Origin of the sequence: Planktothrix prolifica NIVA-CYA 540, assembly GCF_963864145.1 — a bacterium.
Classification (GTDB): domain Bacteria; phylum Cyanobacteriota; class Cyanobacteriia; order Cyanobacteriales; family Microcoleaceae; genus Planktothrix; species Planktothrix agardhii.
The window spans coordinates 3,325,133-3,341,615 of sequence record NZ_CAWLTW010000001.1 but is presented as its reverse complement, the minus strand read 5'-3'; the positions used below and the strand labels follow the sequence as shown (position 1 = coordinate 3,341,615).

At 37.3% G+C, this 16,483-nt stretch carries 13 protein-coding genes; 7 read left to right on the top strand and 6 right to left on the bottom strand.

Translation table 11 applies throughout. The features are described from left to right. Nucleotides 1-37: 37 nt before the first annotated feature. On the bottom strand, nt 38-322 hold the full coding sequence (locus AC559H_RS14835) for a hypothetical protein (protein WP_026795873.1): 285 nt from the start codon (nt 320-322) through the stop codon (nt 38-40). 78 nt (nt 323-400) lie between these two features. On the opposite strand from AC559H_RS14835, the gene dusB reads away from it, so the two are divergent. Beyond that, nucleotides 401-1,408, top strand: a complete 1,008-nt coding sequence (gene dusB / locus AC559H_RS14830) for a tRNA dihydrouridine synthase DusB (protein WP_026795872.1) — start codon at nt 401-403, stop codon at nt 1,406-1,408. Nucleotides 1,409-1,487: 79 nt separating this feature from the next. Here dusB and AC559H_RS14825 read toward each other — a convergent pair whose 3' ends face one another. Together AC559H_RS14825 and AC559H_RS14820 are read right to left on the bottom strand one after the other, a co-directional pair. Next, on the bottom strand, nt 1,488-3,752 hold the full coding sequence (locus tag AC559H_RS14825) for a CHASE2 domain-containing protein (protein ID WP_026795871.1): 2,265 nt from the start codon (nt 3,750-3,752) through the stop codon (nt 1,488-1,490). 33 nt (nt 3,753-3,785) lie between these two features. Then, nucleotides 3,786-4,565 carry a DUF928 domain-containing protein gene (locus tag AC559H_RS14820; RefSeq protein ID WP_158442086.1) on the bottom strand — a complete coding sequence of 260 codons (780 nt, stop codon included), beginning with the start codon at nt 4,563-4,565 and terminating at the stop codon, nt 3,786-3,788. 367 nt (nt 4,566-4,932) lie between these two features. Here AC559H_RS14820 and AC559H_RS14815 point away from each other — a divergent pair, with 367 nt between their 5' ends. Then, nucleotides 4,933-5,178: a type II toxin-antitoxin system RelN family antitoxin gene (locus tag AC559H_RS14815; RefSeq protein WP_026785504.1), complete on the top strand. Its 246-nt coding sequence runs from the start codon at nt 4,933-4,935 to the stop codon at nt 5,176-5,178. Nucleotides 5,179-5,218: 40 nt separating this feature from the next. On the opposite strand, the gene AC559H_RS14810 is transcribed toward AC559H_RS14815, so the two are convergent. After that, complete coding sequence (locus tag AC559H_RS14810) at nt 5,219-6,427, bottom strand: RNA-guided endonuclease InsQ/TnpB family protein (protein ID WP_026795869.1); 1,209 nt, start codon at nt 6,425-6,427, stop codon at nt 5,219-5,221. Nucleotides 6,428-6,608: 181 nt separating this feature from the next. On the opposite strand from AC559H_RS14810, the gene AC559H_RS14805 reads away from it, so the two are divergent. Then, entirely contained in the window at nt 6,609-6,929 is a 321-nt protein-coding gene (locus AC559H_RS14805; protein WP_051319709.1) for an addiction module antitoxin, read from the top strand. Between the two features lie 60 nt (nt 6,930-6,989). Here the strand turns inward: AC559H_RS14805 and AC559H_RS14800 are convergent, their stop codons facing one another. Continuing rightward, nucleotides 6,990-9,719, bottom strand: a complete 2,730-nt coding sequence (locus AC559H_RS14800) for a CHAT domain-containing tetratricopeptide repeat protein (RefSeq protein WP_237745592.1) — start codon at nt 9,717-9,719, stop codon at nt 6,990-6,992. 294 nt (nt 9,720-10,013) lie between these two features. On the opposite strand from AC559H_RS14800, the gene AC559H_RS14795 reads away from it, so the two are divergent. The 4 genes from AC559H_RS14795 (at nt 10,014) to AC559H_RS14780 (ending at nt 14,736) form a co-directional block, all read left to right on the top strand. Beyond that, nucleotides 10,014-11,438: an MBOAT family O-acyltransferase gene (locus tag AC559H_RS14795; protein ID WP_026795867.1), complete on the top strand. Its 1,425-nt coding sequence runs from the start codon at nt 10,014-10,016 to the stop codon at nt 11,436-11,438. 6 nt (nt 11,439-11,444) lie between these two features. Next, nucleotides 11,445-12,521, top strand: a complete 1,077-nt coding sequence (locus AC559H_RS14790; RefSeq protein WP_071782742.1) for an SGNH/GDSL hydrolase family protein — start codon at nt 11,445-11,447, stop codon at nt 12,519-12,521. 55 nt (nt 12,522-12,576) lie between these two features. After that, complete coding sequence (locus tag AC559H_RS14785) at nt 12,577-12,768, top strand: hypothetical protein (protein WP_026795866.1); 192 nt, start codon at nt 12,577-12,579, stop codon at nt 12,766-12,768. A 93-nt stretch (nt 12,769-12,861) separates the two neighbouring features. Further along, entirely contained in the window at nt 12,862-14,736 is a 1,875-nt protein-coding gene (locus tag AC559H_RS14780; protein ID WP_026795865.1) for a tetratricopeptide repeat protein, read from the top strand. A 504-nt stretch (nt 14,737-15,240) separates the two neighbouring features. Here the strand turns inward: AC559H_RS14780 and AC559H_RS14775 are convergent. Further along, nucleotides 15,241-16,335 carry a CAP domain-containing protein gene (locus AC559H_RS14775; protein ID WP_026795864.1) on the bottom strand — a complete coding sequence of 365 codons (1,095 nt, stop codon included), beginning with the start codon at nt 16,333-16,335 and terminating at the stop codon, nt 15,241-15,243. Nucleotides 16,336-16,483 lie beyond the last annotated feature (148 nt).

Genomic DNA, 16,483 nt, shown 5'->3' with positions numbered 1-16,483 from the left:
GCCCGAAATTAGAGAAAAAATGCTAATCACTGATGATTTATCTATTAATCGGCTGTTCCAATTGTGCTGGACGACCAGTAATATTAAATCTCTGCATCAAATACAAAACTCCCGCCGCCATAAACACCCCAAAAACCAACCCAATAACCGTTAAAACAATAAACGAACGTTGAATAATTTCTAAGGTTCTAGGGTCATGTTTTTTGGCTTCAACATCTTCAATTTCTTCAGAAACTTCACTCGGTTCGGGTTGGGGAAAGTGCAATTTATTCGCGTTGCCATTTTGATGAAACGGGTCAGGATTATTTGAGGGAAAATTCATAATAAAATCCAAAATGATTTAAACCGTTAACTCATTCTATTATAGAGATACTCGGACTTACTTTGTTCCCTTTTAACCATGATTGTTCTTTCCCCAGAATTGAAACAACGTTTATCCACACCCCTAAAAATTGGTACTGTAGAAGTCAACAGTCGTGTCCTCCAATCCCCCCTATCCGGTGTCACAGATTTGGTCTTTCGGCGTTTAGTACGTCGCTACGCCCCCGACTCCATGATGTACACCGAAATGGTTCACGCCAGCGAAGTCTGTCATGTTCGGGGACTTCCAAAAATCATGGAAGTTGACCCCAAGGAACGCCCAATTAGTATTCAATTATTCGATTGTCGCCCCGATTTTTTAGCCGAAGCCGCCCAAAAAGCCGTTCAAGAAGGAGCCGATACTATTGATATTAATATGGGTTGTCCTGTTAATAAAATTACGAAAAATGGGGGCGGTTCTTCGTTATTGCGACAACCGGAAATGGCAGAAACTATTATTCGGTCAGTGGTGGCGGCCGTGGATGTGCCCGTCACCGTAAAAACCCGGATTGGTTGGAGTGATGAAGAAATCACAATTTTAGATTTTGCCCGTAGAATGCAGGATGCGGGGGCAAAAATGATCACCATTCACGCCCGCACCCGCGCCCAAGGTTATCACGGTCAGGCAAAATGGGACTGGATTCGACAGGTTAAGGAACAGTTAAGGATTCCAGTGATTGCCAATGGCGATATTTTTTCCGTAGAAACGGCGATTCAATGTTTACAAGAAACGGGCGCTGATGGGGTAATGTGTTCACGAGGAACTCTGGGTTATCCGTTTTTAGTTGGAGAAATTGACTATTTTTTGAAAACCGGAGAATTTAAAACCCTTCCCTCCGTAATTGAACGGTTGCAATGTGCAAAAGAACACCTCCAAGCGTTGTGGGAATATAAGGGTGAACGGGGAATTTATCAATCTCGAAAACATTTAACCTGGTATGCTAAAGGGTTTCCTGGGGCGCATGAATTACGGGATCATTTGGCCAGAATTGAAACCGTTGCTCAAGGATGGGAATTATTAGATGATGCAATAAATCAGTTATCCTAGAACAGTTTTTTTGCCTAGAAAACTTTAGAATAGTGTTGATACGTTTCAATCTTTGACTTGGGTTTGAAACAGCCCTGCATTAACTAGGGGGGCTATGGGGGTCAACTTTTAACACATTAATCGTTTGATAAAGTTGATTCAGATATTGTTCTACCTCTGGAGGTTTAGCCGTAAACCCCACATAAAAAGCTCCCGGTTTCGCCGATTTTTCTAGGACTTTTGCATAAATATCATCACTCCATTGTTCTGATTTTAATTTAATATTAAGTTTTAAATTTGCTAAAGCCCCAGGAATAATATGATTATTCGCCTCCGTAACAATTAAACCTCCTTTTTCCGATAATTCCACTAAACTTGCCATTAAAATACTGTCGCTGATATGTTTTCCTTCTAAAATAAAATATTGTAATAAAATAGGAGTTGGAATTGGATAAAAATGCTGTTCTTGTTTATAAATAAATAGATTATAGTTACCTAAAATTCCCCCGACTTCATAAATAGTAATAGACTTTTTGACTCCCTTGGGCTGAACTAATTTTTGATTTTCAATCTTAATTAAATTCCGACCCGCTTGATTTAATGTCATTTCAGAGATTAAAATTTGTCCTCCAGTTGTATAGGATTCAATCCGATAGGTTAAATTAACTTGACTTCCTACAACTCCATATTTTGTGCGTTTTTCCGACCCAATATTTCCCACCACAACTTCCCCCGTATTAATCCCAATTCCCATGTCTAAAGGAGATAAATTCCACTTTTCTAATTGTTCATTCACCTTTTCCATAGCTAATTGCATGGCTACCGCACAAGCAATCGCCCGTTGAGCATCATCTTCTCGTAAAGTAGGAGCTCCAAATAAAACTAAAATTCCATCCCCCATAAACTCATCAATAGTTCCTTGATAGGTAGTAATCACATCGGCCATACAGGACAAATAAAAGTTTAAAATTTTAACCACTTCTTCAGGTTGTAAACGTTCTGAAAGAGCCGTAAATCCGCGTAAATCCGAGGTTAAAATGGTAATTTTTCGGCGTTCTCCTCCGAGTTTTAAACCTTCGGGTTTTTCTAATAAATTAGAAACAATTTCAGCACTCAAATAACGTCCAAAAATATTCCTAATATCCGAAGCAGAACGGGCAATATAAGCGGTAATGGCGATGGCTGAACCCGCTAAAGCTAAAAAGGGAGGAACCACCGGAATCCACCATCCTTGAATAAATAAAATATAGGTACTTCCGAGTAAAATTGCCGTTGCTAAAATTGAAATAAAAACCTGTCGAATAATTAATAATTGTACTTTAGATGTTGCCCGAAATTTCCAGGTTAAAATTCCTCCTGCTGCTGACCAAATAAATATCCAAATCCATTCTAAAGTATCGGGTAACGTCTTAATTAACGGACGACTATCTAAAGCTGAACTAATAATTTGACTGGCAATATGGGCATGAACTTCCACCCCCGCCATGCGTTGATTCGCTGATAATGTATAGGGAGTGGACATTAAATCTTTGAAACTTTCCCCAACGGAACCGATTAAAATAATTCGATTTTTTCCCCAATCTTTAGGAAGTTTATCAGTTAAAATATCCTGAAAAGAAACAATCTCAAAACTGCGATTATATCCCCGATAATTTAAAAATATTTGATATCCTCCAGCATCAGCCCGTACATAGCCGCCATCATTTTTAGCCAAGGGTTTAAAAATAGTATCTTTAAATTTCCACCAATTATTAGTTCCTGGGACTATTTCTGGAGATATTCCTTGAGCATCTAAATAAAACATTGCCAAAAACAATCCTAAACTGTAGGAAGGTTGTCCCTGAGTATTATTAATAAGTAATAACGCCCGCCGAATAATATTATCTTCATCTAAAATTAAATCATTAGCTGCTACTCGATTTTTTTCTTTCAAAATTGGAGGGGCGGCAACGGATTCTAAGGATTCATCCCCGACAACTTTTTCAATTCCTAGTAAATTAGGAGTTTCTGCTAAAAGTTTAATTAACTGTTTATGACCGGGTTCAAAGGGTAAATCTCGATAAATGTCTAAACCAATAACCGTTGGTTTCATGGCGACCAATTTCTCGATTAATTGAGCATAAATTTGGTCGGGTACATAACCTTGGCCAATATATTTCATATCGGCTTCATTTAACCCTACAATCGCAATCCTTTCATCCCTAGGTTCCGGGGGACGTAGGCGCATATATTGGTCATAAACTGCCCATTCCCAGGATTGTAAAATCCCAGAAAAACGCAGTAGAATTACCAAACCTGCCATGACTGGGGTTGTAATCCAAACACCGCGCCATTCCCACACTAATTGTCTGATTTTTGCCCTCATTAAGCTTATTATTAGAATATATGCTTTACCTTTCTACTGTGTAGATTTAGATTGATGATCAGAATTACTCACCGTTGTTTCTGGTGCAAAGGGAGCTTCGGCAATCTGTTGATTAATTTTAATAGAAGTGAGAAACTCTTTCCATAATTCCGGTTCAGTATTTCGCAACTGAGCCATGATCATTAAGGTATCTTGCCAGAGGTTTTCCCTAGCATAAAGTTCGGCTTTTTTTAATGGACTTTGAGCTTTTTCTATTTCATTTTTGAATGTAGGATTGAGTTCATTTCGCTGAATAGAAACCTTTAAGGTATCAATAAATTCTTGTTCCTCTGTTCCACAGGCAATCGAAAAAATCCATTGATATTGACTTCCGGTTTCTAAGGTTACTGTTTCGGGGAGTTGAATCTTTAAAATACTCGGTTTTAAAGGAAGTTGCACCACTGTTTTGTAAACATCTTTGCCCTCTTTATTAATCAGAACAAATTCACCCGTTTTTACCTTGGATTCAGGAACATAAACAAAAAATGTGGGACGGGCAGAAACCGTTAAGGTCTTCTGACTGGGGACTAAGGCGGTCATTTTTGTATTCCCAAGGCCGCACTCGCTGGCAGAAATGGTTTCACCCCCCCGGGTTCCTCCCCCAGCCGTACTCACTGGCCCATCTCCTTTCGGTGCGGGGGGAAAGTTTAAACTGATTTGCATGGGAACATTAACCGGATTATTCCCCTGTGAAGCCATAATCGCTAGACTTGCGCTAGTCGGTAACAGAATACCTAAAATCAAACTCAAAGAACCAACAGACTTGATAACCATGGGATTATGCCTCTTTAAAATATCCATTGTAATAATCACTAAGATGCACTATCTCGATCAAAAAATCTATATTCCGTATGGTGAGTTTCCACACCAAATTAGCAAATGACAGGCACTTACTCCTCCAAGACTGTTGAATCACTTCAGAAGTTGCCAAGAGGGAATCAATATTGCTACTATCACACAGACCTGCGGAATCTGGGATTGGCCTTAATCAACAATTAATCAAAGATATGATAAGCTATTCTAAGCAGTATTATTTTAAAAAAGACACCTAAAAGATTACCGAGGAGGTTGTATAAAGATTAGATTCCTGAACTCAAATAAATATTGAACTAGCTTTATTTAAACAACTTCATCACCTACCATGAAAGCAATTGAAACCACAGCCACAATTAATGAAAATGGGGAACTTACACTTGATAAATTGCTAGAAGTAACCAAACCACAGCGTGTTCGGATTATTCTATTACTGTCCGATGAAGACGAACCAGACCCTGATGAAACCCCAACCGAAATTGTTATAGAAGGGATTCAGCAAGGGTTGCAGGAAGCATTAACAGGGCAGACGATTTCTGTTTCAGAAATGTGGGAGGGTATTGATGCAGAGTGAACCCTTACCCATCCAAATCGCCCTAACTCATCGCTGTGAACTACCCACACTTCTCTATGAGTAAGTGTGGGCTTCCAACTTCAACGGGAATAGCATCTGAAGAAACAAAAGTTTCAACAGACGACTGACATTCCCTCAGATTGGCAGTATCGCTGGTTCCCAACGATAAAATCCGCAAGGCTTCATTCTTGATATTTACCGCAGCATTGATATCACGGTCATGGGTAGTTTGACAATGTTCACAAGTCCAACTTCTAATATCAAGCGGTAAACTACCGACTTTGTTTAGACAGACGTTACAAGTTTTAGAAGAAGGGAAAAATCTATCAACTTCTTGATAGGTTTTACCTTCTTTTTCGGCTTTGTACTTGAGCATTGTGCCAAACATTCCCCAACCACAATCGCTAATTGATTTAGCTAACTTATGGTTTTTAACCATATTCTTAACTGCTAGATCTTCTACAGCAATAACTTGGTTTTCGTTAACTATCTTGCGGGATAGTTTGTGTAGAAAATCTTCTCGACAACGAGATATTTTAGCGTGGACTTTAGCTACTTTTAATCTAGCTTTTTGTCTGCTATTACTTCCCTTTTGTTTATGGGATAATTTTTGTTGTTTCCGTTTTAAATTGCGTTGATGTTTAACAAAGTGTTTGGGGTTGCTATATTTATCTCCATCGCTGGTAATGGCGAAGTGGGTTAACCCTAAATCAATCCCAATTGCTTTTCCATTGGTTGATAGATTGGGCATTTCCTTACCATCATCAACTAACACAGAAGCATAATACTTTCCATCGGGATTCTTTGAGACAGTAACGGTTTTGATTACGCCTTGAAATTCCCTGTGACGGACACAATAAACCAACCCCACTTTCCCTGGTAATTTCAGATAATCCCCTTCAAACTTGACATTTTGGGGATAACTGATTGATTGCTTACCGTGTTTAGATTTGAATCGAGGCAATCTTGTCCGTTTGTCAAAGAAGTTTTTGTAAGATACAGATAAGTTAAGAGCAACAACTTGTAAACACTGAGAATAGGCATCTGTCAACCAAGGATATTCCTTTTTTAATTCAGGTAACAATCCTTGAATAGCTTTCCTTGATAATCCTTTCCCTGTCGTTTTGTAGGTTTCTTGACATAAGTTTAAGGCATAATTCCAATACCAACGACAACAACCAAAACTTTTAGCCAAGGCTGTTTCCTGCTCGATATTTGGATATATACGATACTTGTATGCTTGAAACATTGTTGTTTTTAACTATTTGATATAATCTAACATATAATTGTTGATTTTGTCGGGATTTACCGAACAAAATTAACTTGGGGGAGTCCATGTATCCCACGCTGATTTCTAGTTATTTTTTGTTTTGTGAAATTCAGCGTGGGACTTATCGCTCCCCCAAACCCCTTCGTCAGTTAAAAGGGATTTGCGAGAACTTGCTAAATCCTATCGTTCAATTCGTACCGATATTCAACCCTTAATCGAGCAACTTCAATCAGGTCAAACCCCTGGTGATAGAATAGTAGGCGTTAAATATCAAGTATTCAAAGTTCGTCTCAAAAATAGCAATATTCAAAAAGGAAAAAGTAGTGGTTATCGCGTCATTTATTATCTAAAAACCGAACAAAATATAATTCTAGCCACCATTTATTCTAAATCAAATTTATCAGATGTTAGTAATAAAATCATTGAAAATGTAATTGAGCAATACGAGCAACAAAGTCAAATAGAAAATAATTCTGACTAATCTTGTCCCGATCTAATTTCTGTTGGCTATTCCATAATAATGACCATATCATAGATAGATTTAATATTGAATTCCTCGCCATTCTCCTTGTAAAGTAAACCCTGACCAATAGTAGGGAGGTATCCATTCCAAATCGTTTTGCATCTGAATTTGAGCTTGTCGTAAAGCCGCCCCAGGAGCTAATCCTTCCCCTAATATTCCTTGATAAAATTTAACCATTAATTCGGCCGTTGATTGGTCATCAACTTTCCATAAACTCACTACCACTCGACTTGCTCCCGCATACATAAATCCTCTGGTTAAACCTACTAATCCCTCTCCTTTGATATCCTGACCCAATCCGGTTTCACAAGCACTTAATACGACTAATTCTACAGGTAAATTTAAGTTAAAAATATCATAAAGTCGTAAAAATCCATTCTGAGATTCTCCATTTTGATTAACTAAAGAAAAAACTAAACCTGATAATTGAGGATTTTCACTATTGAGTAAACCATGGGTGGCAAAATGCACAAAACGGTATTGACTTAATTGGGGATTTGTTGCGTTTTCTCGACTAGCATTAAAGCCCACTTCTTGTAAACGATATTCTTCAGGAACTAAGGCTAAAATTTGGGTTGCTTCTTCTTGGGTAAAGGGCAAACGATCAAATAAAATTCCCGATTCTCTGGCGGAACGTTCTAAATCTGGCGGAAGGGCTTTAATCCCTTGAAAAACAACAGATTTTAAGCGCTCATCTGTGGGAGCAAATACGGGATCAGCTAATACAGCTAAGAGTTTATCTGAGGGTTTCCGATTTTGATTTTCTGCCCGGATAATTCCTAAAACTGAAGCCGAGGGTAGGGTTAATAATTCATGATTAATAATTAAAGGAATAACCTCGCTCTCCCCAGGTGTTTCGGGTTCGGGAAGGGCGGCGAAAGGAACATATTGTAATGCTCCATCGGCGACAATCAATAATCGTTTATTTTTTAAGGATGGGATTAAGGGAAAAGCAATTTGAGTCAGGGCTTTTCCAGTTTCTTCGTAGAGCGATCGCCTCAATCTTTTACTGGGGAAAATTAGATTATCTCTAAAGGTTTTAACGGCTGTTTTAATAATTTCTTCTGAGGGTAATTCATAACTTTTGATCGAGGTAGGAGTTACCGCCCATAAATAACTACGTTCTTTGCCAAGAGAATATTCTAATAAAACTGTCTGGTCATCTAATAACTTTTGAATCCCAGTTAAAGTTAAGGGTTGGGGTTGAGCTAAGGCGGCATAATGGGGATTATTTACCTGAATATTATCTAATACTTGGCTATATTCTTGGAGTAAGTTTTCAATTTCTTGGTTAAGTTCCTGTTTCTGTTTATCGGTATGGGACTGACTTAAAAGTTTAACTCGCTGTGCTTCTAAGGTCGATAATTTTTGTTTTAAGGTTTGTTTTTGAGTTAACAGTTTTGGGTCAACTCCAGAGGTAACTTCTCCTTGAGCTTCAGCTAAAATATCTAATAGGGATCTAGCTTTTGCTCGTTCACTAATTTGTAAGGCTTTTCCATCCCATCCTTGATTGGGTTGTTGTTGATTCAGTTGCATTAATAAATCAATATAGAATTGGTAATAATCCTGTTTAGATGCTAAAAAAGAAGATCTTAAATCTTGATTATTAATCTGGGTTCGTAAATCTTCAATAATAGTTAAAGCCGTTTCCATTTGAGCGATCGCATCGGCAAAATTACCCTGTTTTCGTTCAACTGTTGCCACTCGATACCGAGATAGGGCTTCTTTTGGGCGATCGCCAATTTCCTGACGAATTTTTAAAGATTGATGATATAATTCTAAAGACTGATCTAACTTATTTTGTTGAAAATAAATAAACCCGATATTATTTAAGGTGCTGGCTTCTCCGGTGCGATCGCCTATTTTTTGCCATAAATTTAAGGCTTGATTATAGGTTTCTAAAGCTGAATCTAATTGGTTCAAATTGGCATAAATAAATCCAATATTATTTAAAGTTGCTCCTTTGCCTCGCTGTACATTAATCGCCGTACTATCTCCAAATTTATTAATCACTTCTTCCCATAAACCTAACGCTTGTTGATTATGTTTTAGGGCAATTTCAAACTGATTTAATTCCGATTCTACCTGGGCAATATTATTTAAAATTGCCGCCACATTAGTCGGATTTCCTAAAGACTTAACCCCCGCCAAGGCTTGATTATAATAATTAAGAGCTTGTTGAAATTCTCCTAAATTAAAATAAATCAAAGCCATCTCATTTAAAGTGGCAATCTCTCCGGTTTTAAAATTAGTTTTTTGCCATAAAGGAAAGGTTTGATTGAGAGTATCTAAGGCTTTTTGATACTCCCCTAATTGACTATAAATCTTAGCAATAGAAATTAAGGTTGTGCCTTGGGTTTGCAGATCTTCCAGAGTTTCAGTTAAAACCAGTAATTGATTATAACAATTAATCGCCTGGGAATATTCTCCTAAATTACTATAAACAGAACATAAAAAATTTTGAGTGATCAATTCTTGCTGAGGATTATTAGCTTCCCGCCACAGACGTAACCCTGCTTCCCACTTTTGAATCGCCCCCCGAAACCCCGCAACTGTCCCTTCTCGATAGCGTGTCATCCCTTGATTAAAAATATCTTCCGCCTTAGAATTAGAATTGATCATTTCTGCGGATTGTCCTTCCCCTGCCATCGCTGGGACAACAATTCCTGAAACCCAAAAAGACCCCAGAATTAGGAGGCAAAACCAAATCCCAAAAAATTGATTTCTGCGTCTATTGCTGTGTATCATTATTTAATTCCTACTTAAACTCAACTCTTTAGGATCGGGTGATTAAAGGTTTATGATCAATTATACAGATTATTTTAACCTGATCCGTGATCAAGAGTTTCTGAGCATTGAAAATTTCTCATTTTCTCCTTAACCTATGTTCACTATTCCTATTTTTTCTACATCATTTTTTCTTTTCAAAGCTCCTAGTTATTGGAGACAAATTTTATAATAAGAGAAATAATCATTATTTCCTGTTTAAACCATTGCCCATTCCCCATACTCAACAGTTTATCTAATCTCTTAATTTTTTCTATGTTATTTCCAACCTATTCCTTCCTAATATTTTTTATTCTTATATTTAGCTTAGGAATTTCCTTAAAAAAATCAATTGATTTATATAAAATATTTTTATTGCTGGCAAATTTAATTTTTTACTCCTTTTGGGGGCTAAATTTTTTAAGTTTATTATTAATCAGCATTGGAATTAATTATGGTATCCTTTTGGGATTAAAATCTGATCCTAAAAACGCTAAATCATGGTTAATTTTAGGAATTATTTTTAACATTTTATATTTAGGAACGTTTAAATATTATAATTTTTTTGTAGATAGTTTCTTGGTATTATTCTCTTTTTTACCCTTTACTTCCACCTTCCAACCCTTAGAAATTCTAGTTCCCATCGGTGTTTCTTTCTATACCTTTAGAATTATTTCTCACCTAATTGATTGCTATCGCCAGAAACTTCCCTTTCCCCGATGGCTAGATTATACCATTTATATTAGTTATTTTCCTCAAATTGCCTCTGGCCCTATTGCTAGAGCCAAAGAGTTTTATCAACAACTTAATTCTTCTCAAAAATATGATTATAAAATCGAAGAAGTGATTGTATTAATTTTATCAGGACTGTTCAAAAAATATACCTTATCTAGTTTTCTATTTAACTTTACTCAACTTCCATTTTCCGATCCTAGTTCCTATTCTTCCGGGGATTTAATATTAGCTGCGGTATCCTACTCCTGTTTAATTTATGTCGATTTTAGTGGTTATTCCGATTTATCCAATGCAATTTCTAGTGTATTTGGATTCCGCCCAATTCAAAATTTTAACTGTCCCTATCGTTCTTTAAGTTTACAGGAATTTTGGCATCGATGGCATATTAGTTTATCGGAATGGTTGAGGGATTATCTTTATATTCCTTTGGGGGGAAACCAACGAGGTCAAAACCAAAAATATCTAAATTTATTTCTAACTTTACTTATCGGTGGATTTTGGCACGGTGCGGGGTTAAACTTTATTGTTTGGGGGGGAATTCATGGTTTAGGATTGGGATTAAATCATTACTTTAAAGAAAAAATTACTGCTCAAATCAATATTAAAAAAGACTCGATTTTATCTAGGATAATACCGATTTTAAATTGGGGTTTAACCTTTGGGTTTATTACCTTGAGTTGGATCTTTTTCCAATCTTCTAATATAGAAACTGCACTCAATTTCATCCGAGGGATTTGGAATTCAGAAATTCAAACCTTTCAATTTAATTTTTGGCAGCTTTATCTGGTGATTTTTATTATTTTAGTTGGGATTAATTTTTATAGTCAACCCATTACCTCCGCTTTGGTTAGGTTATTTGCTTTAAAAAATATTTTCTTTAGGATTGTTTTAATCTCTGGATTTGTGTATTCTATTCTTATGCTAGGCCCGAATAGTGTTCCTCCCTTTATTTATTTTAATTTTTAAACCCCAATGAAAGATCGAGAATTTTTACTGCTAGTCTGTTTAGTAAGTTTAACATTAATTTTTTCTAACTTTTCCTTATTTCTCAAAAGCATTGCATCAAGTTCCTTTCTTCAACCCACGATCAAACAAGCCGCACAACAGTTGAAACTAGAGGGATTTCGTCAAACAGAACAAGCATTCTGGAACCAAATCAAAGATGTTAATTTAGATCAACTTTCACCTCCCACTGAAATCGCAACCCTAAACAGTGTGGCTATTTTTCCTGAGTCTAAACCCATTCCTGATCCTAGTCCTCAACCCACAAAAATCCCCATTTCCTCTCCCCCCATTAAACCCAAACCTCAACCAGAAAAACCCTACACTCGCTTTTTATTTGTCGGTGATTCTATTATGTTTGATTTAGGAATTAAACTTCAGTCTAGTCTCCGCAAAACCTATCAAATTAGCAATACCAAATTAGATTATAAACCCTCCAGTGGCCTGAATCGAATTGATTATTATAATTGGTATAATCGCACATCAACCTTGATCAAAAGTTATCAACCTGATGTAATTGTAGTTTTATTTGGGGGAAATGAAGGTCAAGATATCACAGATATAAACGGACGTTATCAACGAATTTTTACAAAAGAATGGGAACAAGCTTATCAAGAACGAGTAGAACGTTATGCAAAATTACTCTCAAATTCTTCAGTTAGAAAAGTATATTGGGTAGGTCAACCTATGTCGAGAAAACCCCGTTATAATCGATTTTTTAGTTCCTTTAATAAAACCTATCAAGAGGTCAGCAAATCTTATCCCAAAATCGAATACATCTCAACCTGGGAAGTCTTTGCATCCGGGGGAAAATATGCCGCCGTTGTTGCAGATAAATCTGGGAAACACAAATCAGTTAAAATTAATGATGGGGTTCATTTTACCTCCCATGGAGCTAATATTATTAGTGAGGTTGTTTTAGAAGAAATGAAAAAAGATAAAATCATTACACTTAAATCTAAACCGCCTAAAACTCCGCCATCACCAGCCAAATTACCTGCTGCTTCGGTTTCCGAATCTCCTAGAAAAAAATCTTCTCAGAATTAATAAAAAATTCCTCAAAGATGCTTTTTGGCAGATTAAAAATGGCAAAATTGTCGGAATGCTAAAAGATGTCACCTATCACGCCATGACAACGGATTTTTGGAATCAAGTTGATGCGATTAACCAGGCTTCTGAATGGCAACAATGCGGAACTAATATGTGTGGAAAAGGAGAACCATTACAAATCGCTGAAATGAGCCATGGTTGCGTTCCTGTGCGGGTACAAAATGTTAATATTGGAGGCAGATAATCATAAGTTAAAAGGTAAAATAAATGTTTCCCTTTTGACGGGTTTCTGATTCAATGATATAATATATAAATGTAACCAAGTGTACCGGATAATATGACCCCATCTAATCCAGAAGATAGTCTGATTATGACTGAATCAACTCATCCCTATGCTGACCTGATTACGGAATTATATCAACAGGCGATTAAATTTCAAGAAAGTGAGAATTTTACCGAAGCGATCGCTTGTTACCAAAAACTAATTAATCTTGAACCTAAATTTCTCTTAGGATATCAAAAAATTGGCAATCTTTCCCTGAAAACCCAAGAATTTGAACAAGCAATTACAGCCTATCAAAATGTAATTGAATTAAGTCCTAATGATTTCTGGGCCTATAATAATTTAGGAGAAGCCTTAATTAAATTACAGCGCTGGGAAGCGGCAATTCCAATTTATGAAAAAGCGATTCAACTCGACCCCAATTGTTTTTGGGCCTATAATGGTTTAGGGGAATGTTTAACCCAAACTAAACAACTAGAAAAAGCGGTTCCTATTTATCAAAAAGCGATTGAATTAGACCCGAACTTTTGGGGAGTTTATCAAAAATTAGCAGAAGCATTAACCACTTTAGAACAATGGGAAACTGTTATTCCTATTTATCGCCGTGCGATTGAATTAAAACCCGACTTTTTTTGGTCGTATGCTAGTTTAGGCAAAGTATTAATTCATTTAGAAAGATGGGAAGAAGCTATTCCCATTTGTCAGCAAGCAATTTCTATTGATCCGAGTTTTTTCTGGTGTTATATTAATTTAGCCGATTCTCTATTTAATTTAGAAAGATGGCAAGAAGCCATTAAAGTTTATACCACAGCCAATCAAATTAAATCGGATTTCTTTTGGTCTTATAAAAATTTAGGGGATGGGTTTATTCAATTGCAGCAATGGCAAGACGCTATTTCCGTCTATCAAAAAGCTTTAGAACTAAATTCCTCCGAACCTTCCTGCTATTATAACTTGGGTTTAGCCTATCTGAATTTACAACAAAAATCCGATGCTATTCCTTGTTTTGAAACTGCTTTAAAACTGAATCCAGATTATAGTTTAGCTCAACAAAAATTAGATAAAATTCTCGGACTTGATTCTACCCCCTCCCCCCATCAACTCGAACCCATTGACTGGTTAAAATATTATCCAAAATCGGGACAATCTCCCTCCTATTGTTTACCTAAACCCAATATTTTAGGCAAAAATCCCCAAACTGGAAAATGGCAATTTCCCGTTCCTCCTGAAGATTTGAGGTTAGTTTTTGCAGAGAATGAAGAATATTATCTGAACTCAGGAAAAACGCAAGTTCAGGTGATGCTAAGTGTATTGCGAGAGTGTGGATATTTCCTCAAAACTGGAAGCCGAATTTTAGATTTTGGTTGTGCTTCGGGACGCATTCTTCGAGAGTTAGCCGATTTATCAGAAATTTGTGAAATTTGGGGAACCGATATTAGTGCGGATTGTATTGCTTGGTGTCAAGAAAATATGAGTCCTCCCTTTCATTTTTTTGTTGGAACAACCCTACCCCATTTACCCTTTGAAGACCGCTATTTTGATTTAATTTATGCGGGTTCAGTCTTCACCCATATTGACGATTTAGCCGATGCTTGGTTATTAGAACTGCGTCGGATTTTAAAACCCGGAGGACTAGCTTTTATTACAATTCAAGAAAGTTATATTTTTGATAAAATCAAAGAATCTCCTGAATTATGGCTTTCTAATAATAATGTCTGGCCTCCAGAACAAAAACAAGCCTGTATTCAGAACTATTTTGAATATATTAATCAAGATTTTGCCATGTTTACCCTAGGACGGGATACCCGGTCTTTGGTTTTCTATGACGTGAATTCTTTCCGGGAAAAATGGAAACCCTTTTTCCAAGTTTTGGCGGTTAAACAAGAAGCCTATTATTGGCAAACAGGAATATTATTAAAGCGCCTGTAATTGATGGTAAAGGCAATTCATAAGAAAAAGATGGGAGAGTGGAAACTCAGTGTCTTCAGACCTGAGAGGAAACGCGACACAGGGGAATTTATTCCCATTGAAATATCAAAAAATGTGCTAGAATCAAAAACACATGAGTAAGAACAATAAATATCTGCGTGTTGAAGTATCCTAGTATCGGAGAAATCCCGGCTCCCCTGAAACAACGGTTAGATTTAATTTTAACGGCAGTATGACAAGCAAGGAGCAAGTAAAGGCAGGATATGGAGCGTACCGCAATTTGGCTTAGTGATATCTTCTGAAAGTGTTTTGATTCAAAAGTAAAAGTATCGGGAAGATCGGGTTTTTCGTCCGATCAACTCAGTAGACGATATGCGGCAATCGTAGCGAGAATTAGATTAAACTAATCCTGTCCGCAGAATCGAGCGTGTCTTCAGACCTGAGAGTGTCAAAAATTACCCCTTCGTAATTCGTAATTCGTAATTCGTAATTCGTAATTCGTAATTACCCATTACCCATTACCGTCCCAAATACCTGTGTCCAATAGTGGTTCCAATTTTCAAACCCCGTATCATTTTCTAAATAGAAATAGCCAATGCCAATTTCAGCGTAATTGGGGTTAAGTAAGTTTTCCCGGTGCCCTGGACTATCAATCCATCCCTGAACTACTTCCCCAGGGGTTTGATACCCGGCACCAATATTTTCGCCGATAAAAGAAAAACTGTATCCCTGGTTTTGGGCGCGGGTTGCGGGGGTGGAACCATCTAAGCCGATGTGGTTAAAAAAGTCTTGCTGCGCCATATCTTGACTTTGTTCCTGGGCGGCTGCATTTAACTTAGTGTTCAGAGTTAGGGGACGTAAACCATTTTGACTGCGGAAATCATTAGTTAAGTTTAAGACCTGTTGCACAAAGTCAGAGGGAGGAGGAGAGACATTATCTTTTTTCAAAGTAAATCCCTGACCGATGAAATCACTCGCCTGTAAGTCCGATGGTACAATCCCATCCAAAAGGGCGAGTTCTTCGTTAGTAGCACTGACAACCAGGCGAGTTTGATTACTTCCTACCGCTTGGACTTGCACTTCGCCGACGTTATTAGGCAGTTGAATTAAATCAATATTCCGTTCAAAATCCCTAATCCAGTCCCGTCCTTGACCTTGTTGTTGTAGCAAAAACACATCCTGACCAATGCCTCCGGTGAGGGTATCAGCCCCTAAGTCCCCTGATAGGGTATCATTTCCCCCTTCACCGTTTAAGACATCATCGGCTTTCCCCCCAAATAAACTATCAAACCCCTCGACCCCAAAAAGAGTATCGGCGTCTAGGTTGCCAAACAGGACATCATTCCCCGCTTCTCCCTCAAGGATATCCCCATCCTTACCCCCAAATAGGGTATCGACACCCTCCCCACCCCATAACTGGTCAAAACCTGTGTTCCCTAAAATCAACTCATTATCACCGAGACCGAATACAGTATCATTCCCATCGAGTCCTAACACCCCGCCGGGATAGTTGGATAACTGTCCTGGGAATAGGGAAATTAATTCAGATGAGTTATTCCCGACTAAAGCGCCAATAGAAGAATCTGGAATTAAAGCCATGGTTATACTATTTATAAAACTTTATAGAACAGTAAGATTTTTAACTTTGATTATATCAAATTATTTTTTATAGGTATAGCAATCCTAAATCAATAGTGGTAGTAGGGGTAATTCATGAATTACCCCTACGGTTTTTTTCACAAAAATG

Excerpts from the sequence above, each read along its gene's own strand:
- AC559H_RS14780 (WP_026795865.1), top strand. The coding sequence starts at position 12,862 with ATGACCCCATCTAATCCAGAAGATAGTCTGATTATGACTGAATCAACT.
- AC559H_RS14800 (WP_237745592.1), bottom strand. The coding sequence starts at position 9,719 with ATGATACACAGCAATAGACGCAGAAATCAATTTTTTGGGATTTGGTTT.
- AC559H_RS14775 (WP_026795864.1), bottom strand. The coding sequence starts at position 16,335 with ATGGCTTTAATTCCAGATTCTTCTATTGGCGCTTTAGTCGGGAATAAC.
- AC559H_RS14835 (WP_026795873.1), bottom strand. The coding sequence starts at position 322 with ATGAATTTTCCCTCAAATAATCCTGACCCGTTTCATCAAAATGGCAAC.
- AC559H_RS14795 (WP_026795867.1), top strand. The coding sequence starts at position 10,014 with ATGTTATTTCCAACCTATTCCTTCCTAATATTTTTTATTCTTATATTT.
- AC559H_RS14810 (WP_026795869.1), bottom strand. The coding sequence starts at position 6,427 with ATGTTTCAAGCATACAAGTATCGTATATATCCAAATATCGAGCAGGAA.
- dusB (WP_026795872.1), top strand. The coding sequence starts at position 401 with ATGATTGTTCTTTCCCCAGAATTGAAACAACGTTTATCCACACCCCTA.
- AC559H_RS14815 (WP_026785504.1), top strand. The coding sequence starts at position 4,933 with ATGAAAGCAATTGAAACCACAGCCACAATTAATGAAAATGGGGAACTT.
- AC559H_RS14785 (WP_026795866.1), top strand. The coding sequence starts at position 12,577 with ATGCTAAAAGATGTCACCTATCACGCCATGACAACGGATTTTTGGAAT.
- AC559H_RS14790 (WP_071782742.1), top strand. The coding sequence starts at position 11,445 with ATGAAAGATCGAGAATTTTTACTGCTAGTCTGTTTAGTAAGTTTAACA.
- AC559H_RS14820 (WP_158442086.1), bottom strand. The coding sequence starts at position 4,565 with ATGGTTATCAAGTCTGTTGGTTCTTTGAGTTTGATTTTAGGTATTCTG.
- AC559H_RS14825 (WP_026795871.1), bottom strand. The coding sequence starts at position 3,752 with ATGAGGGCAAAAATCAGACAATTAGTGTGGGAATGGCGCGGTGTTTGG.